Origin of the sequence: Salipaludibacillus aurantiacus (assembly GCF_900111295.1) — a bacterium.
GTDB lineage: Bacteria > Bacillota > Bacilli > Bacillales > Salisediminibacteriaceae > Salipaludibacillus > Salipaludibacillus aurantiacus.
In genome coordinates, this window is the sequence record NZ_FOGT01000013.1 from 63913 (window position 1) to 86943 (window position 23031).

At 42.6% G+C, this 23031-nt stretch carries 19 protein-coding genes; 6 read left to right on the forward strand and 13 right to left on the reverse strand.

All coding sequences use genetic code 11. The features are described from left to right. Positions 1 to 63 precede the first annotated feature (63 nt). On the reverse strand, positions 64 to 918 hold the full coding sequence (locus tag BMW59_RS15080; RefSeq protein ID WP_093054003.1) for a GNAT family N-acetyltransferase: 855 nt from the start codon (positions 916 to 918) through the stop codon (positions 64 to 66). Positions 919 to 1141: 223 nt separating this feature from the next. On the opposite strand from BMW59_RS15080, the gene BMW59_RS15085 reads away from it, so the two are divergent. Further along, complete coding sequence (locus tag BMW59_RS15085; protein ID WP_093054005.1) at positions 1142 to 2311, forward strand: MFS transporter; 1170 nt, start codon at positions 1142 to 1144, stop codon at positions 2309 to 2311. Positions 2312 to 2462: 151 nt separating this feature from the next. Here the strand turns inward: BMW59_RS15085 and pfkA are convergent, their stop codons facing one another. The 9 genes from pfkA to BMW59_RS15130 all read right to left on the reverse strand — a co-directional run bounded on the left by pfkA (position 2463) and on the right by BMW59_RS15130 (position 13208). Beyond that, positions 2463 to 3425, reverse strand: coding sequence for a 6-phosphofructokinase (gene pfkA / locus BMW59_RS15090; protein ID WP_093054007.1), 963 nt, complete (start codon positions 3423 to 3425; stop codon positions 2463 to 2465). A gap of 281 nt (positions 3426 to 3706) precedes the next feature. Next, positions 3707 to 5074 (reverse strand): LVIVD repeat-containing protein, encoded by a 1368-nt coding sequence (locus BMW59_RS15095; RefSeq protein ID WP_093054009.1) that lies wholly within the window; start codon positions 5072 to 5074, stop codon positions 3707 to 3709. 293 nt (positions 5075 to 5367) lie between these two features. Beyond that, a complete protein-coding gene (gene uvsE, locus BMW59_RS15100; RefSeq protein ID WP_093054011.1) occupies positions 5368 to 6336 on the reverse strand; it encodes a UV DNA damage repair endonuclease UvsE in 969 nt (322 codons plus the stop codon). Positions 6337 to 6458: 122 nt separating this feature from the next. Next, a complete protein-coding gene (locus tag BMW59_RS15105; RefSeq protein ID WP_342740298.1) occupies positions 6459 to 6683 on the reverse strand; it encodes a cysteine-rich CWC family protein in 225 nt (74 codons plus the stop codon). A gap of 8 nt (positions 6684 to 6691) precedes the next feature. Further along, positions 6692 to 8479, reverse strand: coding sequence for an oligoendopeptidase F (gene pepF, locus BMW59_RS15110; protein WP_093054015.1), 1788 nt, complete (start codon positions 8477 to 8479; stop codon positions 6692 to 6694). A 216-nt stretch (positions 8480 to 8695) separates the two neighbouring features. Continuing rightward, entirely contained in the window at positions 8696 to 9535 is an 840-nt protein-coding gene (locus BMW59_RS15115; RefSeq protein ID WP_093054017.1) for a YihY/virulence factor BrkB family protein, read from the reverse strand. 448 nt (positions 9536 to 9983) lie between these two features. Then, the gene (locus BMW59_RS15120; RefSeq protein WP_093054019.1) at positions 9984 to 11951 is read right to left on the reverse strand and encodes a hypothetical protein; all 1968 of its coding nucleotides are present in this window, start codon (positions 11949 to 11951) and stop codon (positions 9984 to 9986) included. Continuing rightward, entirely contained in the window at positions 11923 to 12828 is a 906-nt protein-coding gene (locus BMW59_RS15125; RefSeq protein WP_245733140.1) for an ABC transporter ATP-binding protein, read from the reverse strand. Before BMW59_RS15125 ends, BMW59_RS15120 begins: the two co-directional genes overlap by 29 nt. A 17-nt stretch (positions 12829 to 12845) precedes the next feature. Then, positions 12846 to 13208: a GntR family transcriptional regulator gene (locus BMW59_RS15130; RefSeq protein WP_093054023.1), complete on the reverse strand. Its 363-nt coding sequence runs from the start codon at positions 13206 to 13208 to the stop codon at positions 12846 to 12848. 632 nt (positions 13209 to 13840) lie between these two features. Here BMW59_RS15130 and BMW59_RS21830 point away from each other — a divergent pair. From BMW59_RS21830 to BMW59_RS15140, 3 genes are all read left to right on the forward strand, one after another. After that, positions 13841 to 13978 (forward strand): hypothetical protein, encoded by a 138-nt coding sequence (locus BMW59_RS21830; RefSeq protein WP_177174367.1) that lies wholly within the window; start codon positions 13841 to 13843, stop codon positions 13976 to 13978. A 267-nt stretch (positions 13979 to 14245) separates the two neighbouring features. Then, positions 14246 to 14380 carry a YrzI family small protein gene (locus tag BMW59_RS15135; protein WP_093054025.1) on the forward strand — a complete coding sequence of 45 codons (135 nt, stop codon included), beginning with the start codon at positions 14246 to 14248 and terminating at the stop codon, positions 14378 to 14380. 148 nt (positions 14381 to 14528) lie between these two features. Then, complete coding sequence (locus BMW59_RS15140; protein WP_093054027.1) at positions 14529 to 15452, forward strand: mechanosensitive ion channel family protein; 924 nt, start codon at positions 14529 to 14531, stop codon at positions 15450 to 15452. 210 nt (positions 15453 to 15662) lie between these two features. Here the strand turns inward: BMW59_RS15140 and BMW59_RS15145 are convergent, their stop codons facing one another. Continuing rightward, positions 15663 to 16124, reverse strand: a complete 462-nt coding sequence (locus BMW59_RS15145) for a CBS domain-containing protein (RefSeq protein WP_093054029.1) — start codon at positions 16122 to 16124, stop codon at positions 15663 to 15665. 196 nt (positions 16125 to 16320) lie between these two features. After that, positions 16321 to 17199: a hypothetical protein gene (locus tag BMW59_RS15150; RefSeq protein ID WP_093054031.1), complete on the reverse strand. Its 879-nt coding sequence runs from the start codon at positions 17197 to 17199 to the stop codon at positions 16321 to 16323. A 395-nt stretch (positions 17200 to 17594) separates the two neighbouring features. Here BMW59_RS15150 and BMW59_RS15155 point away from each other — a divergent pair, with 395 nt between their 5' ends. Next, complete coding sequence (locus tag BMW59_RS15155; protein ID WP_093054033.1) at positions 17595 to 18893, forward strand: MFS transporter; 1299 nt, start codon at positions 17595 to 17597, stop codon at positions 18891 to 18893. 446 nt (positions 18894 to 19339) lie between these two features. Next, complete coding sequence (locus BMW59_RS15160) at positions 19340 to 21139, forward strand: XylR N-terminal domain-containing protein (protein ID WP_093054035.1); 1800 nt, start codon at positions 19340 to 19342, stop codon at positions 21137 to 21139. A gap of 131 nt (positions 21140 to 21270) precedes the next feature. Here the strand turns inward: BMW59_RS15160 and BMW59_RS15165 are convergent, their stop codons facing one another. Beyond that, positions 21271 to 22863 (reverse strand): ABC1 kinase family protein, encoded by a 1593-nt coding sequence (locus BMW59_RS15165; RefSeq protein ID WP_245733142.1) that lies wholly within the window; start codon positions 22861 to 22863, stop codon positions 21271 to 21273. Between the last annotated feature and the right edge of the window lie 168 nt (positions 22864 to 23031).

Here is a 23031-nt window from a genome sequence, read left to right on the forward strand (position 1 = left end):
GAAAGGGGTCTGTCCCCCAGCGCGTTAAAGCTGTAATGCGCTGGGGGACAGACCCCAAATAATTTACTTCTCTGCTTCGTAAAGGACCCACACGGAATTAAGCTTAAACGGGTGGTTGGCAGGAAGGCCGGTTATTTCGTCTTTCGGTATATCCATCCAGACATGTGCCTCTTCACCAAGTTCATCCTCAAGGTTTTGTTTCGCACTGGCAACCGTTTGCCAAAAACCTTTCTGCTCCCGCGCATCATTCCATGGATAAGCAACATGTAAATAATGTGTTCTTTTCTGGTCGTGTTTCGTCACGAAGAAACGGTCTCCTGCTTTATTTTCATAAAACGTCCAGTCCTTTAGTGTGTTCTCATTGAACAAAGCGTCAGACGCAGGAAAAGGGTAATAACATTGAAAAGGGAAAACTTTACTTTTTGCAAGATAAGTTTTTTCAAGCCAGCTTTTCTTCCGGCCGTTCGAATGGATTTCCTGCCAAACTTCTTCTCCCCTTTCTATAGCCTCTACCTCTTTAGCTGTCGCAGCGTATTGGGTAAGCTTTGGTTTACAGCCGATTTTTTCAAGGACACGCCTGGCCGGCAGGTTGCCTTCTTCCGTATTGCCTCCCACCCATCTGATACCTTCTGCGCTGAACGCTTCATTTTTAACATGCGTCATTAATTCTGTCGCCAATGATTTTCCCTGGAACCGCCGGTCACTGCGGAGCCGTCCAAGCATCGCATACCGGCCAACAAAAATCGAATAGCCGCCCATCGAAGCAAGCTTCCCGTCGGCAAATAAACCGTACAATCGATTCGTCCCGCCTGCAAACCGCTCAAAAAATAATTTGATATAGTCGTCTTCGATTCCTGTATCCATAGCAGCAAACAACTCATAATCTTCTGAAGTGAGTCGTCGTATCTTATTGCTCATCGCCTGCAGTCCCCTTTAACCAATAAACTTCTGTCTCTCATTATAATGTTGAACAGGATAGATTTCATGTCTTAAGTATTTTTATAAAGGAGATTAAAAACAACATTTCTCCATGAACCTACCGGGTTAACTGTAAAACCCGGCCCGTTCATACCCAGGCAGCAGGACTTCCTGCCCGTCTAATTTCTGTTTATGGGACATACATTGTTCCGAGGTGGATAAAATGACGGAATCGACTGTAGACAAGTTTAATATTTTCGTTGTCATGTTTTTAATTACTCTTGTTATCAGGCTGCAAATGCCTGTATTTACGCCTTATGCAGCCTCGTTTGATGCGTCAAGCATGCTCATAGGAATAATTTTAGGGGTCACTTCACTGACTAATTTAACGGGGAATTTAATCGCAGGTCCGCTTGTAGACCGCTTTGGAAAAAAGAGATTTATCACTTTTCCATTATTTATAGCGGGAGGTCTGTTTATCGCGCACGGGCTCGCCTCAAATGCCGGCGACTTGCTGATCCTTCATGCTTTAAATGGCTTTGCCCTTGCTTTTTTAATCCCGGCCGCCTTTACTCTCCTTTCAGGATACGCCAATAACAGCCGGCAGCAAGGCAAGAATATGGCAATTAACGGCATGCTGTCGACTCTCGCCGGAATTATTGCCCCTCTAATCGGCGGTAAAATGGTCGTGATGTTCGGGTATGTTAATACTTATTTTTTTATAGGGGCAGCCATTATTGTCATTGGCTTTTATTCCCTGCGTTTTATAAAAGACAGGCAGATGGTGGCGGTAAAAACGTTTACAGAGGACTCTAAGTCCCGTGTTCTAACCACACCAAACCTGCTGGCAGCTTATTTAATCGGTTTCGCAGTGATGTATATTCATGGTGTGCTTATATTCGAAATTCCTTACCTCACGGTTGAAAAAGAAGTCTCAACCATTCAGACAGGCCAGTTATTCAGCCTGATGAGCATTGGGACATTCATTACGCTGTCCTTATTTTTTATTAACCAGTTTGACCCGTTTAAACGGCTTATGTGCGGTTTATTCGGTATGTCTCTTTGTCTGTTTGGATTATTCAGCGCCTTACTGCCCCTGCCGTATCTTATTTTTATGATGGGCATGTTTTTTGGCCTTGTTATGCCCGCTATGGCTACCTCGATCACCGAGAACGCAGCCAAAGAAGTTCACGGCAGAGCCTTTGGTTACATGTCTGCTGTTTTTTCGGTGGGGATTATACTCAGTTCATCAGTGACAGGAATTGTACGGGACTTTGTTTCACCTTATTTTATCGCTTTTCTTATAGGCATGATTGTTTTCACAATCAGCGGATACATGCGGCTTAACTCTTCACAGATGATAGGCCGGATGATAGGATCAAACAGCAAATAACACCGGCCGTGGGAGGCCGGTGTTTCATTCACTTAACGGGCATAACCGTAAGTCCTATAAAAACACCTTCCTTTAGCCTGTTATTCCGCTATACCCGGTCTGCCGGACTGCTAAAACGGTGATAAAGGTTGTGCACTATAAGAACCTTTAATTAAACGAGGTCTCCAAAAATACTATACAGTTTAGTATTGGGAGGCTGGTGTGCCTCAAAAATTTCTTCGAACCTATGATAAGTAATATCATTATTTTCTATCCCCAGCGCCACTCCATAAATATCATTATCAATCAAACGAATGACTTCGTGGCCCATCCGGCTTGTAAAGACACGGTCGAACGCTGATGGCGTCCCGCCTCTTTGTATATGCCCCAGGATGGTTGCCCGGGTATCCAGTCCGCAATGGTCTTTAATCATATGAGCAATCTCCTCGCCATTCCCCGCACCTTCTGCGACCATGACAATACTGTGTGTTTTACCTTTATTAAAACGGTCTTTTAATTTGTAGGATATTTCCTTAATATCCCATGGCTGTTCGGGAACTAAAATAGCGTCCACACCGCTTGCTATTCCTGCGTGCAGGGCAATATCCCCGCTATTTCTTCCCATCACCTCAATGACACTTACCCGTTCGTGGCTGCTCATTGTGTCACGCAGATTGCCAATAGCATCAGTTACGACATTTAAAGTGGTATCAAAACCAATTGTATAATCAGTCAGTGGCAGGTCGTTATCAATTGTCCCTGGAAGCCCATACGTTTTTATCCCCAGGTCATTTAGTTTCGCGGCCCCCCGGTAACTGCCATCGCCTCCAATAACAACGAGATGTTCGATCCCCTCTTCTTTTAAATTATTCGCTCCTTTTTTCTGGCCTTCCTCCGTCCTGAACTCTTCAGACCGGGCAGATTGAAGAAATGTCCCGCCGCGATAAAGTTTGTCCGAGACATCTTTTGATCCTAAAGGTATAAAGTCCTTTTCCATCAACCCATTATAGCCTCTTTTAATCCCAACAATTTCGTATCCACGTGCAATTCCTGTTCTGACCACAGAACGAATAGCGCTATTCATTCCCTGCGAGTCGCCGCCTGAAGTTAATACACCAATTTTTTTCACTGTCATCCATCCTCTCGTGGTTTAAGTCTAAAATAATTATTCCAGTAGGAAATCTTGGCTTAGGATAAAAATTCATTCCTTCATTATTGATTTTTTCCGCACTTATCCATTTATAATTGTAGAGATAAATTCATTCTTACCCTTCATCCTCCTGATATTCCCTTTTCAATCTAATTAAACACTTTAAAGGCCAGATATTGGTCAAAAAAGGGCCTGACCCCCGGCGCGTTAATGCTTTAATGCGCCGGGGGTCAGGCACCCACTATCCTTTGGTAAACTCCCTTTGTTTATCTAAAAGTTCTACTATTATTTTTTTGGATTACTTTTAAACCTGATTGCATATCTGATGCTAAAATGTAGTTTCGATCCACAAATACACCCCAGATATCTGCATTTTCCGGTACATAGGATCCAATTTCTTCCGGTTTAGATGGATCAGTGATATCTACCATTTTTACACCATCAGAATAATGAGATAAATATAATGTATTACCTAAAATTTTAGGGTCATGAACAGTATAACGTCCTGCTGCTCTTTCCCCTGGTTTTATTTGTTCGACAGAATTAAAAGAGCGATAGTCACCGATTAACACCGGGTTGCTTTTGTCTTTAATATCGTAAATACGGACGTAACCCCATCCCCTTTCAAACTCTGGATCGGCAGGGTCAGGATTAAATACCTCTCTGTTTTCAATCAAAATCGTCCCGCCTTTGGCTAGGGCTGCAGAATGTGCGGCTCCTTGGACATTTCTTTCAAAGCTCGTTCTACCGACAAATTCTGGTTCTTCAGGGGTTGAAATATCGAAAATTAAAGTTCCCATGTCCCAGAACGAAACATAGGCAAATTTTCCAGTCGTATCAGTAATTACGCTGTGAGCAAACGATCTTCTCGTCACATCATTTTTATCTTTAAAAGAGACGCCTGTATATGTTTCTTCTAACTCAGCAGGATCCCACTCAAAAATCACTTCAGGGCTGGCTGGATTGGTTACATCTAGAATAGTAAAATCTTGATATTCTCCACCAGTAAAATGGTTAGCGTTAGGGTTTGCCGTTAGCAACAATGTACGGTTACCTTGTGTTGTTAAGTAGAGTTCATGCGTTCCAGTCACTGATTCAGGAAGCTCCCAGTAACCAAGCTTTTTTGGATTGAGCGGGTCACTCACGTCATATAACAAGGTTCCTCCGCCAACGGTATTTCTGCTCCATTGCTGAACTGAGACGGCAGCCAGATCACCTTTAAAATATGGCGTATTAACGGATTTAACCACTACTTTTTCCTGCCATGTACCTGGCAGATCATCTGCAAAAGCGGAAACTTCGATTGGATTTGATGGATCCTTCAAATCAAATACCCGCACACCGGAAGCGTTATGCGCTTTGGTAGCCACGTAAGCAAAGCCTTTGTGAGCATACAGATCAGCCGTTCTATTATTCACTCCATCAAGCCCATCCCACGGAACATCTGCTACTTCAACTAAATTCTTTAAATTTTTACTCCCTGTTATTGTCGTAACTGTATTTATTTCCCGGCCTTCTTCTATCTCTTCCTGCCATTTACCATCATTGCCTCCCAGCTCATCATGAGCAGAAATAAAGGATGGCGCAATTAGCATAAAGCACAAAGTCCCCGCTAGTATCGATGCTTTTTTCATTCACTTACCTCCTGGAAAATTTATTTAACCATTTAGAATATACTCTATAAACACTGTGGCAACCTTTTTATTTGGAAAATTTATCAAAAGTCCCGTGTATAATTTTTACAACAGGTCTATAGACGGAGGGATTTAGCACAAATTAATAGAAAGTCTCGGGATAAACGATAGTATAAGTGAATATTAGTGTGTCTTTCTTTCCTGACCCGTGGTAACTTTCAAAACTGCCTTGGTATAAAAAAATACCTGCTTTTATCGGCAGGTATTTTTTATTAAATTTTTATTCAATGATCCTAATCTTTCCACCTAAACGAGCTTTGTGTCTGCATTTCAATATTTGGATGCTTTTTCAGCTCATTTGTTAATTTAAAGAGGGCATTGTCTTTCTTTTTTGCCTCGATCATACAATCAATTTGTTCTGCAGAGCCGTTTGTCTTTTTCACAAAATCAAGCAGAAGATCGACATCGACGTAATCAGCATGTGCTTTAAATTCTTTCTCGCTCTTGGGGCTTGAGATATGCATTTTTACAGGCAGAGGTGAATGAGACCAGGAATTGACGACGCGGGGCCAGTGATCTTCCCAGCTTTCACCGTCATGGTTGGCTAAATGATGGTGAATATCAAAGACTTGCGGGATGTTTAATTTCTCACATACATATAAGCAGTTTTCAAGCGTGTAAGACGTATCATCATTTTCAATTATGAGCATTTTCTGTATCCCCTTTGGCACTTCAGCCCAGTGATCAATGAACCGCTCGAGAGACTGCTCTTTATCAGCGTAACGCCCGCCTAAATGGATGACACAGCGGTGATCCGGAGACAATCCCATATAGCGGAGTAAGAGATAATGATATTTTAAAACGTCTAAAGACACCTGAAAGATCTCTTTATCAGGAGAATTAAGGACCACAAAATGATCTGGATGAAAATCAACCCGCATCCCGTTTGCTTCAGAAAACCGGCCCAGCTCTTTAAGGCTTTCTTTAAGCGCGGCCATGTAATCCCATTTAGTCAGTTCCTCATGTGTAGCCAATGGGACCAGTCTTGAGCTCAGCCTGAAAAAATCCACCTCGTGCGCTTTATTATGTTTCAAAAGCCTGAGGCAATTTTGAATATTTGATTTAGCAATTCTTTCAAGTCTTCTTACAGCCGCTTCCCAATCATTTATCTTCTTAAAACTCTTAAGAGTCATCGTCTGGGAAGGGGAAGCATTTTGCAAATTTACACTCATGGCTACATAACCTAGCCGATAAACTGTCACGAGACATCACCTGTTCCGCGTTTTCCTTTAGTATCAGCGAAGAGGCATACAGATATGTAAATTTCCGCGAACGCCTTCCTCTAAAAAAAGAAACTTCCACGAATGGAAGCTTCTTTACATGCCTAGCTGGTCCCGCTTTTTTCCTTGTAAGCCATCACGCATTTCAGGCAAATGCAATGTTTTCTTTTACTTTCCGGAGGCACCAGTTCAAAAATACCGGCCGGGAAATCGACCTCATTACACCAGCACGGACCGGTATCTCGGGCCATACACTTATTTTCCTCTCCGCAAAGCGGACAATACTTATTAACCAACTGTCTCCCCTCCCTATTAAAGTGTAAGCGCAACTGTTTACTTAAAGGGCGGAAAACTCGTCAATGAGCTCTCCGAAAAGGCTGAGAGCATTTTCTACCGGTTCCGGACGCGTTAAATCCACGCCGGCATTTTTCAATAATTCAATCGGGTAATCAGAACTTCCGCTCTTCAGGAATTCAAGGTAGTTACGAAGCGTCGTCTCATCTCCACTCAAAATTTTATTAGCTATATCAATTGCTGCCGCGAAGCCTGTGGCATACTGATACACATAAAACGGCCGGTAAAAATGAGGTATGCGTGCCCACCCGTACTTCGTTTCTTCCTCTAAGACAAGTGCTTCTCCGTTGTACTCCTGGAATAATGCTTCGTACATTTCGCTGAAGGAATCCACGTTTAAAGGCTCACCGTTTTCTGCCCGTTCGTGCGTTTTCTTTTCGAACTCCGCAAACATCACCTGTGTGAAAAACGTCCCTTTAAACTGGTCAATGAAGTGGTTCAGCAAGTACTTCCGGTACTCTTTATCTTTTGCATTTTTCAATAAATAATTGATTAACAGCACTTCATTCACCGTGGATGCCACTTCAGCCACAAAAATGGTATAGCCGGCGGTAATCTGCGGCTGGTGTGTATTCGAATAATGACTGTGCATGGCGTGGCCCATTTCGTGCGCGAGTGTAAACAAGCTGTCCAGATCATCCTGATGGTTCAATAACACAAATGGATGGGTTCCATACAGTCCCATATTATAAGCGCCAGACCGTTTCCCCGGTGTTTCCCTGACATCAATGTACCGGGAATTTTTCATTTCCTTTAAAACGTTTATATAGTCGCTTCCAAGCGGGACCAATGCTTCTAACATAGTTTCGTAAGCGTCCTCGTAAGAGATGTCTTCTTTTACACCTTTTACTAATGGCACTGCCAAATCATACTGCCTGAGTTCAGTGACACCCAGAGTCTCTTTCCGTAATTCTGTATAACAGTACATCGGCGCAAGGTTTTCTTTCGCCGTTTTAATCAGGTTCTCGTATACGTCTTTCGGAATTTTCTTCCCGAACAGAGATTTTTCCAAAGCTGAAGGATAATTTCTCAATTGAGACAACGTTACATTTGTTTTAACTGCAGACGAAAGAGTCGACGCAATAGAGTTTTTAAGCTGAACATAAGGCTTGTAATACGCTCTGTAGGCTTCTTCCCTCTTTGCGCGGTCCTCATCTTCAATTAATTTCGAATACATGCCCCGGGTAAGCCTTACTTTCTTGCCTTCACCATCCGTCACCTCACCAAACGTCATATCTGCATTGTTAATCATTCCGAAGGTCCGGATCGGGGATGACAGGCTTTCTCCCAAACGGGACAGCAGTTCTTCGTTTTCCTTGCTTAACACGTGGGCTTTATAACGATAAGCGTCCAGCAAATCTTTTTTGAAATAATCAAGGCGCGGCTCTTCGTCTATAAAACGCTCCAGTGTGCTTTTTTCCAGACTTAAAAGGAAAGGAGTAAAAAACGAGGTGGCTGAATTTACCTTTACACCGAGCTGATCTGCCTTTTCAAGTAATGACTGAGCCTGTGTATCTCTCGTATCAATATCGCCGCTTAACCTGGCGAACACATAGACATTTTTAAACAGTAATTCCACCACTTCTTCTTTGTGCAAAAAATGATAGAGATCGTTTCCGTTTTCAATTTTTCCATCATATGATCGAAGTTCTTCCGTTAACTCTTCAATTTTCCGGTAATCTGCTTCCCATTTTTCCACGGAGGTATAAATATCTGCTAAATTCCATTTCTCCGCTTCAGGAACATCGTTTCTTGAATCATAAGTTTGCATTTCATATCCCCTCTCGACTGTCGTACGTTTACCATACCAAAAAACAATCTATTTTTGGAGCATTTTTCCTGTTGGAATTTACTTTAGGGCAGCAAAAAAGCCAGGACGGATCCTGGCTTTATCTTTAGTCAGTCACGGGAATTAATATGGAGGTGCTTGCAACTACTCGATTTTCGTATTGTACCCTTTACCTACACATCGTTCTCCAAAATTGTGTTATGCCGACTTTCCTGTTTTTGCCGGTCTTATCCTTCGGTAAAGGACGGCATTGATTTCAGCGCCCATCACAAGGATCATTCCGATAAGGAAAAACCAGATCATCAGAATCACTATGCCACCTAAGCTTCCGTAAGTTTCGGTGTAATTCCCGAAATTACTGATATAAATAGAAAACCCGAATGACGTCACGAGCCAGGCCACTGTCGCAAACAAAGCTCCTGGCAAGACCGATTTAAAAGGAAGCTTTATATTAGGGGCAAAATGATACAAGGCTGACAATATCACGGCAATGACAATGAGACTCACTGTCCAGCGGAGCACTTGGAAGAGGATCTCGGTTCCCCCTCCCAGGTTCACCATGTCATTAATAAAATTAATAATCACATTCCCGAAAATAGGCAGCAGCAAAGCGACAGCCAAAGCAAGAATCATCCCTAACGTTAAGGCAATGGATAAAAGCCGCGCTTTAATAAACGAGCGGTTTTCTTCCACATTGTATGCCTGGTTCTGCGCTTTCATAAACGCGTTCATAGCTGAGGAAGCTGACCAGAGTGTCCCTAGGATCCCGACAGTTAATAGCCCTCCTCTTTGCTCGGTGATAATACTGACGATCTGATCCTCAAAAACGGATGCCAGTTCTTCCGGCATTACGCCGCTGATCATCTCCATTGCCTGATCCGGATCCAGATTCAAATAGGGCAGAATCGACAGGATTAAGATAAGCATTGGGATTAAAGACAATAAATAATAATAGGCCTGCGCGGCTCCCAACAGAGGCACATTATCGTTTGAGAACTCCTTCCCTATCTCTTTTACATATGAAATAAATTTTCTCATAATTTAAGCCTCCCATCAGACGTTTTTTGTTTATATCCCCTTTATCCGGACTGGTTAATCTTTACTTTGGTTTTTTTAAGGAAGGGAAGACTGTCTTTATAGGGAGGAATGGTAAATTTAGCTGCTCACTATCGGGAGGGGCTGGGGATTAGGTGAGTTATGAGGGAGGACTGACAGTTAACAGAGGGACTGTGCTGCTTATCCGTGAGTGCATCAATTATCTTGGGAAATGCAACGAATATCAGTTGAAGTGCAACAATTATCAGAGAAACCTCCACAATCAGCCGGAGAACTGCAACAATTGTCCAAAGAAGTGCAACAAATATCCCCTCTGCCCTAGCATGACGGCATTTCTAAACTCCAACAAAAAAGAGACCGTAACGGCCTCTTTTTATTAAAACTTGATGAAGTTACGATTTTCTACATCATCTCTTTTTCCAAATCTCACCTACTCGAGTTTTTCCAGTACAAAATCAGGGGCGTCTTCCTGATCAAACCCTAAATAGAGATAATGATCACTTCCGCCGTCTAGAATAATCACATAATCGCCTTCATAATATTCTCTGCTGACTGCCAATAACTCTTCCAGTTCATTTTTATCTGAAGTCTGAAAGGAATTTGGCAGGTCTTCAGGTTTGCCGCTGGAGTTATACAGTATGTCATCCAGCTCCCTGAAGAACTCAGATCCTGTTGCACGTATGACCGTGGCTGACGGGATATTTTCAGCAATAACGAGCGACTCGGAAGAATTATTTTCCTTTAGCCACTCAATCGTCCGTGTATAATCGCTTGTCAGGAAAATGTATTCGTCGTATTGTCTCTTGGAGGTTTGAAAATACAATTGGCCAACGGGCAGTTCCTCATATTCAACGAGAAGATGGGAAGGCTGTTCTTCGGCATCTTGTTCCAGAAGCGTAATCAACGTATTCAGTTCATCCGGATCAGTAATCCTCTGTTCCCGGGCTGTAAAATTACCGAATACTGAAGCGTAAGCAGGATTCAGGTCCCTCAATTTAAAAACAGGGTCATACGCTTGTTTAAACTCGTCATTATTTCTCAGGTCTTCAGTGACTTCTTTTCCAATCGTGTCACTTAGGCTGTACTCTCTTTTTAACGTGCTGCCGTCTTTAAGAGCATAATCAATGGTCAGTGTGTTCCACCGATAATATTCCTCATTTTGGTAGTCCTTCAGCTGACGGTGCAGCTCTGTCACTTGTTCAATTGACAAGTCACTCATTAAACGCGGCGGCTCCCCTGCTTCTTCATAACCATTGAAAAAAGAACTGTGTATTGCTACTGACAATACGTCTTCAGAGGCTGGAACGTTGTTTTCATAGGTTGCACCCCCGATGTTCACCGGAATCATCAGCAGAATAATGACTGCCATATAGCCTGCGAACCCTTTCCATGGCCATGAGAGGCGAATAGCTTTTTGTAAAATCATCTGGAGCACCGTATAAGCGAAAAAAGCGCCAAGAATATAACCGAACAGCGTCCAGACAATCCCTCCTCGAAGGGCTTCGGTAAAGTAAAGACCTCCTAACAGCATGGCAAAAAAGGTGAGTCCGTAAAGAAAGATTGAGCGGACAATCGGAAAAACAATCGCCTGATCAGACGCTTCTGAAGGGCGTTTCATATATGCTCCATACGTCCCTATGACGAGCAGCACGGCTATCGCTGCATAAATAAAATATTCAATAACAGTAAAGGGTTCATTATATAATTCCAAGAGCCTGGCAAAGAAGATTCCTTTGGACAGGAGTGTTTCAGTATACGACGTTAAAGCTAACCCGGAAATAAAATATTGAAGGTTAGTGAGTGCCAGGACAATGATCAAGGCAGGGACGATAATCACGGTATAGGTTAATGCGCCGTGAAGAAAGCCATTTCCCACAATCACGCCAACGGCCATCGTTAAAATAAACATTAAAACTGTAATGATAAGTGAAAGGCCGGTCCAGGCGAGCACATCAATAAATGAGTAGAATGGCTGGTCGAGGACAAATACCAGGATGCCCAGGACAAGCCCCGTCAGCATGATAGGTGCCAGAAGAGCCACGGCTCCAGCCAAGTACGTATTTGTTAAGATGCTCTGCCTGGTAAATGGCAGGCTGTGCATAAAATACGCGGCCTCTTTTTTTGTCGTGAAATTCAGCAGTACAATCCCGAGAAGAACCGGGAAGATAAAGAAGACTAACAGCTGAAACGGAAACGAGAATTCACTTAGAGCGTTCAGTTGACTGCCGGCTGTATAAAAATGAAGGTGGGCGTCGGGGCCGAAACGGATCTCCCTGACGAGAATACTGACAGGCAGCATGACAAAAAGAAGCAGCGTCAGCAGGATACTAAACCAGCTGACCGTTCGCAGTTGAAGTGTAAATAAGGCTTTATTCCACAATGATATTATTGATTTCATAGCCGGCCCCTCCCAACTCATAAATAAAGATTTCTTCCAGTGTCAGCGGCAGGAGGTCAACGACGGCGGGTTGGAATTTTTTAACCTTTGAGAGAATGTCGTCTTTTTCCCCTCTTACAATTAAAAACATCATACTCCCTTTTACTTCGTAATGGATCACATCCAAGTCTTTAACAAACTGATCCTTATCGGGAACGCTCTTAAAAGCGAGCTGTAATTTATGAACATCACTTCGAAGCTCATCGATATCCCTTTCAAACAGGAGTGAACCTTCATGAAGGATGCCGACGTAATCACAAAAATCCTCCATTTCCCGAAGGTTATGTGACGACACAATAAGGGTCAGTCCGCGATCAGCAACATCCTGCATAATCAGGTTTTTCATTTGCTGGCGAATGACGGGATCCAGACCGTCAAAAGGTTCATCAAGAATCATCACATCAGGCATGGCAGACAAGGTGAGAATAAAGGCAGCCTGCCGCTGCATTCCTTTCGATAAACGGTTTAACCGTTTCTTTGGGTTCATTCTGAAATGCTTCGCTAGCTGATTGTACCTTTTTTCGTTCCACCGCTCGTAGACACCTGAGTAAAACTTTGCCATATCATTCAGGGAAGCTAAGTTAAAAAAGTAGGGATAATCAGAAATAAATAGAACCGTTTGTTTTGTATCAGGACTTTCATAAACGGGCATGCCATTGATAGTCACTTCCCCGTTGTCTGGCTTGTAAACGCCGGCGACTATTTTTAAAAATGTTGATTTCCCCGCGCCATTTGATCCGAGCAATCCGTAGATAGATCCTTTCCGGACGGTTAGTGATAAATTGCGGACAGCCTGGAGATCGTCGAATTGTTTATTTACTGTTTCGGCTAAAATCACTTTCACTCCCCCTGTTCTTAATCTTCTATAGTGTTTAACCATTGAATGAGCTCGTCTTTACTGCCTCCTAAAAACAAAAATTCTTTTACTGTTTTCTCGATATCCTGCCGAAGAGAATGGAGTTTATCCTTATTTGAATTTATTTCTAAAGGGGAAACAAAGCTCCCTTTACCAGGGATCGTATAAATAAACCCCTCACTTTCCAATTCCCGGTACGCTTTTTGAATTGTATTTGGATTGACAGTCAATTCCTGGGCCAAGCTCCTGACTGACGGCAGCTTTTCATCTTCTTGAAGCACGTTACGAATCATCATCGTTTTTAACTGTTCAATCAGCTGCTCATAAATAGCCACCCGACTCCGCGTATCCACCTTAAACATAATCCGCCCCCTTCCTATTGATCACTTACCTAACTGTATTATCTATTATAATACGGATAATACGACATTACCACTACATTTTTGGAATTTGCTGGGGGGTCTGTCCCCTCGCGCGGTGATGCGTTACAGCGCGAGGGGACAGACCCCTGCTGCTGTAAAGTGGTGCAGTGATAACGGCACTAGCAAATGATGAAGACTATTGTCGACTGGGTCGAGGGAATCATGTAAAAATCTCAAAAAGGTAAATTGGGCTTCCTTTTATTCAGGACTTAGTATACAATTAACTCGAAATTAAAAAATTCAGAAAGCGAGGTCGAGTCTAATGAAAAAAGCACATGTATACGCCATAAAATTTAATATTTCTTCCCGGTCGACCTTTGCAGAGAGCTGGATGTTATAACTATGCGCATTTTTTAGATGTGTCTTTCAAAAGCTTACTGCACAAGTCGATCACAGGATTGACTTGTGTTTTTTATTGCAGATCCAGATAGGTGCAAGCCTTTACTTTAAGGCAGCGCATATTAGGATATATTTAAAAGCCGCAGGACTTTCCTGCGGCTTATTTGCATAGGTGTAAAAGGGCGTTAACCCGCCCTTTTATATAAATACTTTTTCCAAGAGGAGGTGAGGAATTGACTGTCCCATTTTTCACATACGCTATTACAATACAAAAAAAACAAAAACCGAAACCGAACAAACATCAAAGACATCAGCACACGTCTGAAGAAGAATGGTTTCTGCAGAAAATGACGTACTTGTCACGCTTTTAACTTTTCAGAATGCTGAAGAAGGAGGTCATAAAAGTGTTAACCAGTAAATGAATGACTCTTTTTACTCAAAGAAAAAATTATACTATTCAAAGTGTTATTTTCAGCAAGAGGTGCATAAGATGAAAACCGGAGTCACATTTTTTAACAAAAAAACGAGGAAAGGATGATGGATGATGATTAAGCGAATGAAATTTATGGCATGGTTCAATTTGGAGAAGGATAGCGCTTAGCGAAAAAATCGATTAACATACGGAAGGTGAAACAATAATGAAACTCAATATTCTATTTTTTACAATAACAATCGTTAAACGTCCTGAGGAAGACCGCATACGTGAAGAGCTGCACCTCCAGCGAATCCAGCGGCGCCTTGACGAAGCAAAGACTAAATATATGAATTACTAATAGATCAGGAGGGTGGATCCGGCATGACCGGCCCACCCTCCTTTTTGCTGGAGCGATTCTCCCGTACACCCCTGCTCCCCAACCTGGTTAGACACTCCTTTAAAAAGGGTAAGTGCTTTAATAATAACCATTAAAAGGGAGTTCTAATATGAATGATTTAACAGATTTTATAATGGCAAATACAGTTCTCTATCAGCTTTTCATCGCCTTAATCGGTGTCCTCCTCATCACTCTTTTAGTCAGGGTGATGAGAAAAAGTCTTCACCGTTACGTTAAAGATCATAGTAACTGGTATAAAACGAGAAAAGCTGTCAATATTTTCGGTGTTGTTCTTGCAGTTGTCTTCCTTGCCATCTTGTACAGTGACATGCTTGGGGGCATTACCGTCATATTAGGTGTGGCAAGTGCCGGTATAGCCTTCTCTCTGCGGGAAGTGATCGCAAGTATTGCCGGCTGGCTGACTGTCCTTGTTGGCGGAATGTTTAAAACAGGCGATAGAGTCCAGCTTGGCGGTGTGACGGGTGATGTCATTGACCTTGGTGTTCTAAGGACGACAATCATGGAAACCGGGGAATGGGTTAACGCCGATTTATACAGCGGAAGAATTGTTAAAATAGCGAACAGCTTTGTTTTTACTCAGCCAGTTTACAATTACTCCACTGATTTTCCTTTTTTATGGGATGAGATTACCCTCCCTGTCAAATTTGGAAGTGATTACGAGTTTACACGTGAACTCATTCGACAAGTAGCTGTTGATAACCTGATCGACAACAGTGAGCAGACGAAGGAACATTGGAACTCAATGGTAAGAAAATTCCTTATTGAAGACGCGACCACTGACCCTATGATTACCCTCTCGGTTAACGACAATTGGGTAGAGTTTACTATGCGTTATATCGTTGAATATAAAAAAAGAAGAGGAACGCAGGATATCCTTTTTACGAATATACTTAATGAAATTGAAAAAAATCCGGATAAAGTCCAGCTTGCTTCCGCAACCTTCGAATTAGTCAATGCGCCGCCGGTGGATGTGAATGTTAAAAAAGGCGCAGAGTCCGGGAGTTGGCACTAAGAGTGGGAATGACCTCACATCGAATGATGGCTTTTCAAAGGTGAATAAAGCTTGCCGCCCTTGGTGGATTGAAAAACCGCGCCGGGGATTACGCCACCAGGGCGGGAAATGTGCTTTTGAAAGTGGCTTAGTTTGCCGTTTTTATGGCCTTCAAGTAAAGAAGCCGACTGCGTCACACAGGCGGCTTCGATTTATAGATGGATTATCACATTAATTTTCAGCTGTGGAATAAAGATGGTTCATAATATCGCGACGGGAGACAATTCCGGCTAACTTCCCATCGGACCTAACCACTGGAAGTCTTTTAATTTTCTTTTCCACCATGATCGTCGCGGTACGTTCAATCGTGTCATCAGGCTTTATGGTAATGACGTGTTTAGTCATCATGTCCCCTACCCTTTCTGACATCGCCCGCTTTAATTCATCCATAAATTTATTGGGATTATCAAGGTAAATCAGACCGCCGAGCAACTCCAGAACTGCCGGGGACTTAATATGGGACGCGCGCTTAATTAAATCGCCTTCGGTTACAATGCCCACAAGCTGATCATTAACATCAATCACAGGTACTCCGCTTAAATTATTTTCATAAAGCAGTTTGGCGCATTGTTCGACTGTACTGTCAACATCAACTGCGATCACATCTTCAGTCATAATATCTTTTGCATACATTGAACCAACCCCTCTGGTTTTGTAAAAATTCCCTCTCTTACTTCTATTATAAAGTATTTCACTTCCTGTTCCTTTCAATACAACTTCAAGAAAGTGACTAAATACTGACAATCATTTAGAAATAAGGGCAGTTATGAACTATTTAGTGAGGAAGTATTATCCAGTCTGAAATTAAGCTCTCTATTAAAATTTTAAATTAAAGACAGAGCTTTCGGTCTTCATAAAAAATCTTTAGTTTTTCCATCTGTTCATCAGTAATAAGCTGATTTTTTAATACGAACTCCAAACACTCCTCCCAGGTAATCCACGAGATTCGCTTTGTAAGTTTCTCCAGGTACTCTACGTTTACCGGATGGCCGTTCCTCTCAGAAAGACGCGGAATATCGCACGCAAGCGCCGCAGGATCATTCATATATTGATGCATTTTAAAATAATAAAACCGTTCCCCTGGATATTTTTTGTACCGTGACGGGGTCACAAGAACAAAGTAAAAATCTTCAACTTTATTTTTAACCTCCGTTAAGCCTACATCAATGCACCGGGCAATCTGGTTTCTGTTTGTACAGTGGGTCGTATCACTGGAAATATCAGCGGTGAATTTAGCTTCAAAAAATACTTTCTTTGGATTGGTACAAAGCACAGCATCGAAGTTCGTTGCCCCTTCGATAGGTTTATCTTTTTTACTAATCTCCCGGGCATATTTCACCGGGTGCTGTGCAGCTTCTTTTTTAAGTACCATTAAAATCTCTTTAGTAGGCGACACAGCTTTTTCAAGTTTTAATTCGAAATTTTTACCGGAGTCCTCCCACTCTGTTTGAAAAATCTGGTTTAAAAGTTTATTCCATAATTCGCCTTCTCCTTTGTTTAATGCGGCAAACGTAAGTAAAGTGAGGATGCTTTCATCTTTATGAATCTGCAGTTTATCTCTTACAAGACTGATAGACTTAGGCAGCTCTTTATGGGTGTATTCATACGCTTTTTCATTGGCCGCCAGTTTTTCAATATGCCTCATTCTTCCTTGCTGATCACGGGAGTACAGGGAAGCTAAATATTTTTCCTCAAAAATTAGATCCATAGAGTCACATCCCTTTCAGGTAATTGTTATATTTAATGAGAGAGTTGAGTGGTCGCTCATATTCACACGTTTTATTAGCATAGGTTTGATTAATTAGCTCTCTCATTCGTGAAAGTGTGTTGTTATAGATAATTATAGCAATAACTTACCATTAATTGGATAACGTTTTTGTTTTAATGTGAGTCCTTCTTCCAGTTTAAAAAGGGGTCTGTCCCCCAGCGCTTTAAAGCTGTACCGTGCTGGGGGTCAGACCCCTACTCTGTACTGGGGGACAGACCCCTTATCTGTAATCCTTTGAAATAGAATGGTATAATCATAGTCAACTATGCCTTGCAGGGTATATCATACATACTTATTATGAATACGAATATTAATCTTTTAGAGAGGTTATCGCAGTGGGACAAAAATCAGGTAATTCTAAAGAGCATGAGAACCAGCCAGACTGGCTTCAGAGTTATATTAATAACCGTGAAAAACAGCGGTGGCTCTATAAACGCACGTTAATTATCGTTGTTATTTCACAGCTTTTCGGCGGGGCAGGTCTTGCGGCCGGAATTACTGTAGGAGCGCTTCTGGCACAGGACATGCTGGGAGCAGAAAGTTTAGCAGGTTTGCCTATTGCCTTGTTCACACTTGGTTCTGCAGGCGCTGCCCTTGTCGTTGGACGGCTTTCCCAGCGTTTTGGACGCCGGGCCGGGCTTGCCTCAGGATTCCTGGCCGGTGGTATCGGGGCGATTGGAGTGATTATTTCAGCTGTCACCGCTAATATTCTGCTCCTTTTTGGCTCTCTTTTAATATACGGCGCAGGAACGGCTACCAATCTGCAGGCACGTTATGCCGGGACCGACTTGGCAACATCTGCCCAACGGGCCACGGCCGTGAGCATCGCCCTGGTAGCCACAACATTTGGTGCTGTTGCCGGGCCCAACCTTGTGGAAGTGATGGGAAGATTTGCTGAATCGTTCGGTATTCCTTCGTTGGCAGGGCCATTCATTCTCGCAGCGGCAGCCTTTATATCTGCCGCGCTGGTGCTTTTAATTTTCCTGCGCCCTGATCCATTCCTCGTCGCTAAAGCTTTAGCAACAGTTGAAAAAGATCAAACTGGGTCTGAATCCGCCTCGTCCAGCCCGGCAGCAATTAACAAGCGGGGTATCGTCGTGGCAGCCACAGTGATGGTCTTAACTCAAATGGTAATGGTAGCAGTCATGACAATGACGCCCGTCCATATGGAACATGCCGGACACAGTTTAAGTGCTGTAGGAATGGTTATAGGCATCCATATTGCCGCCATGTACCTGCCTTCTCTCGTCACCGGTGTCCTTGTTGACAAGGTTGGCAGGATAAAAATGGCTGTGGCTGCCGGGGTCACGTTGCTGGCTGCAGGTGTAACCGGGGGCGTCGCTCCTCCAGAATCAATGACCATGCTCGTCATCGCTCTCGCTTTGTTAGGACTCGGCTGGAACTTCGGCCTTATCAGCGGCACAGCCCTGATCATCGATGCAACCGGACCGGCTGCCCGTGCAAAAACCCAGGGCTCAGTCGATGTCTTAATCGCCCTCTCCGGAGCTGCCGGCGGGGCATTATCCGGCATGATCGTCGCTGCAAGCAGCTTTACAATCCTCTCTCTTGCAGGCGGCCTCCTTTCACTATTACTTATTCCGGTGGTCATTTGGTCCACACAGCTAAAAAAATAAGTCTTTAATTCTATAAACTCAGTAAAACGGTTTGCGATGAAATAGGCGCAAGCCGTTTTGTTTTAAAAAAGGGGTCAAAAAAGGGGTCGGTCAAAAAAGGGGTCTGTCAAAAAAGGGGTCTGTCCCCCAGCGCAGTGCAACGTTAAAGCACTGGGGGACAGACCCCCACGTATTAAGGTTTTTGTTCCTTTTTGTAACTTTATAAACACTTTTGTATATGGGCAGGGTTTTGCTGCTTTCCGAAAGAAATTCATAGAGGGTCTGACACAAAACTGAGCCGTGAAGAAGAAACTTTAAGGCGGAGACAATGCGGGATGAACAGCTATCCGTCTCCCACCCTTCTTCTTTTTTCGACGAACATTCTTTGTACCGCCGAAACTCTCCCTCTCACCTAAGATTCACAGATAGGCACCAATCTTCTACTCTTTATGAGAAAGGGGTTACCAATGAAAGCTCATCACTTACAATTTGAGAAACTGATCGATATTAATCCCCGGACAGGCACGATTTTTTTTAACCGTGAACGAATTGCCCTGGTCTCTGTAAAAGCTCTTGGAATCCTGCGGAAAGATTTAATCAACACACTTGGTATGGAGCGGGCTAAGGGGTTTTTAATGAGGTACGGGTGGGCTTGGGGAAAGAATGACGGGGAAAGTATTAAAGCAAAATATAAGTGGGATAATGTGAAAGAACTGATGCTCGCAGGCCCCGCCCTCCATACGCTGGAAGGGGTGGTCACTGTGGAACCTGACCATCTGGAAATTTCCGGTGACTCCCTTCACTTTACCGGGTATTGGAGGAACTCGTTTGAAGCAGTGGAACACATCCACCATTTCGGTTTGGAAAAGGAGAGTATCTGCTGGACGCTTACCGGTTACGCAAGCGGCTACCTGACAAGCACCTTTGGCAAGGAAGTCATTGTTTATGAGGACAAATGCAGCGGGAAAGGTGATCCCTATTGCAAATTCACAGGTAAAACAAAGGATCTGGACGAAGACAAATTTAACGACCTTATGAGGTATTACAAAGCTGATTCATTGATTACCGAATTGGACCGCGCCTACCATGAAATCCGTGAAGTTAATAAAAATATAATCGAGTCGGATCAAATACAACAGAAGCTGACTAATATGTCCCTTGAAGATAAGGATCTTTCTGAAACTATCCGTTATGTGGCAAGTGTGCTCAATAAAAGTATTGTTATTGATTATTACAATAAGATAGTTGAAAGTGTTTTTATAAATAATGAGCATAAACTCATTTACCGGAGCTGGACAAATGATTTTTCCTATACGGCCGAGAAGCAACATGGGATCGCCACTTTTCCCATCCGCGCAAACCATGTGAACTTGGGACGGATGGTGGTCGTTGGCCGGGACAAATTAACAAGCAAAGAACAGCTTATTATTAAACGCGCCCTGAGTGTGATGACTATCCAAATGTTCCACCAGTGGAAATTAACCCACACCCTTTGGAAAAAGAAAGAAAACTTTTTTGAAGAAATGCTCCAAAACCCTGATGCCGAAGCTTTTGAAAAACGATCTTACTTATTTAACTTTCACCCTGAATCTCTGAATCGTATGTTATCAGTCAAAGTAAATCCTGACACCCAATGCGCTGAAATATTGAAGCTGCTTGATAAAGCCCATGAAGGGAAAGATGTTTTTTCAAAGGGAGCTTATATTTTAATTATTTTATCCGGAGAAGAAGCAGAAGATCCAAACGCTATGGCAGAAGACATCTACCGGCTGTTGCAAGACAATTTCCCGGCATTAAAATTTTACATTGGCGTGGGACGTAAAGCTGAAAGTCTCCGGCTGCTGGCAAAAAGTTATCTGGATGCCTGTAAGATCAGTGATTTTATTCACCTCGCCCACCCTCAATCAAGCCGGATTTCTTATTTTGATAACTTAGAGCATGTGATGATGCTTCTTAAAGGAACCGATCAAGAAGAGCTGATTCTTTTTTACCGAAAAATTATCGGAAAGCTTGTTGAATATGACAAGACAAACCAATCAAAGTTTATCATGACGCTTAAATCCTACCTCGATCACAATGGAAATTTACAAGACACAGCGAATGACCTCCACCTGTCCATCGCCGGCCTTCGCTACCGCCTGGAAAGAATTGAAAACATTTGCCATACTGACTTGAAATCCGGCACAGGAAGATTTCAATATCAGCTGGCTATCCAAATTTACTATGCTATTAAAATCGACAACAACTATAAAAAACTGCTGATGTAAAGACTACAGGCAGACATTGATTATACAATGTTCCTCGCACTCCGTTTAAAAATACCTAAAAAAAGCCGACTAAATAAATAGTTGGCTTTTTCCAGTAGCTGGCTTTCTCTTTAAATTACACCAGACCTACATTACCTCCGCTTTTCATGCATATATTTCAGCCATTTTTTCAGCTTATAGCCAAAGATTACGTGGCCTAATGAAGAGAGAATGGTTATTCCGGCAGAGAGTTGTAATATAAGCTGATGCTCGGTGTAAATACCAAAGGCAACTCCCCCGAGACCGGCTGCAGCCAGTTGAAACATCTGCTTTTTATAATTTTCATATATAGTAAACTGGAAATGTCTTCGCTGTTCGTTCTCCTTAATGTCCTCTAACTTCTGCGGCAATTTAAAGAATTCCGTAAAAGAATGAATGATTTTAAACAAAGGCTGGGACTGCAGCCAGTACCAGAGAAATGACCATTTGTTATTTCCTTGTTTCTGTAACCAGTCTAAAAAGACAGGTTTAAGAATCTCAGCAAGTTCCTTCTCAGTGGCCAGGCCGCGAAGGATCCCTTCCATAGTCACAACGGATCGCCCTAAAAAAACAAACCTTGTCGGGACTTGAATAGGCAGGGCCTGGATCAGATCATTCATTTCCAGCTTTAAAGCCATAATATCCATTTCTTTCAGTTGCTGCGGTTTAAATGACATCAGTTCAGCGAGCAACCGTTCCATCGTCCTAGGATCAGCCTCCGGGAGTAAAAATCCTAAATTCATTAAACATTCTACTGCCCTCGCATAATTTTTTGAGAGGAGACTCTCAATCAATCCCTGGAATTCTGAAGCGTCTCTTTGAGAAATTTCCGCTGTCATGCCGAAATCGAATAATATTATTTTTCCTTCTTTCGAGACGAGGACATTGCCTGTATGCGGGTCGGCATGAAACGTACCAGGCTCTAACCACTGTGGGAGAAACAGTTCGATAAGTTTGTGGGCGAGCTCTTCCCTGCTAACCTCCAGTTGATCCAAGCCTGACTCATCTGTCAGCCTTATTCCGTCTACCCACTCCATCACAAGCACTCTGGATGTGCTAATGTCTGAATACACATCAGGGATAACCATACTGGCTTCATTTTTAAAACGTTCTTTAAAAAAGAGAAGCGTGTTCTTTTCCAAAGAAAAATCGACTTCCCGTTCAATGACTTGTTTCAATTCTTTAAATAGAACTTTTAAATTGATAAAACCTTTTGGAAGCGGGATAAAATGGTCCGCAAACCAGATTATGATCCCTAAAGTTCTGAAATCCGTGTTTATAATCGATTGAATATTCGGCCGTTGTACTTTTATGGCCACTTCTTTTCCATTTTTTAATACCCCTTTATACACTTCACCAATGGATGCCGAAGCGACGGCCTTTTGATCGATATAATTAAAGTAATGCTCAATTGGCTCTTCCCACTCCCCTTCAAGTATGTTCTGAATCTCTTCCCAGTCTGATGGCGGGACATTATCTGTAAGATCCTGAATTTGGCTTATAAAACCCTGAGGCAGCAGGTCCGCCCGAATACTTAAGAGTTGTCCGATTTTAATAAGTAATCCTTCCAATTCAAATAAAGTCTCTCTAAAGTTTTTTCCTATTTTCACCCAGAGCATTTCCCAGTCTTTCTCCGGTTTTTTCCGAAATTTGTACCAGTATATCTGAAGAAAGATCATAAGAGCCATGGATAGGATTTTTACCATTCGTCGAAATTTATTGGGTGTTTTCATGCCGCGTTCACTCTTTCCGGTTCAAATTCTTTAAAAGCCGTTCCGAATTTTCTGGAGACAGAAATATAAATTGCTTTATATTACTTTTAATAATACCATGTCAGGTTACCCGGAGAGCAGCCCCTCTTCACATATCTCCAG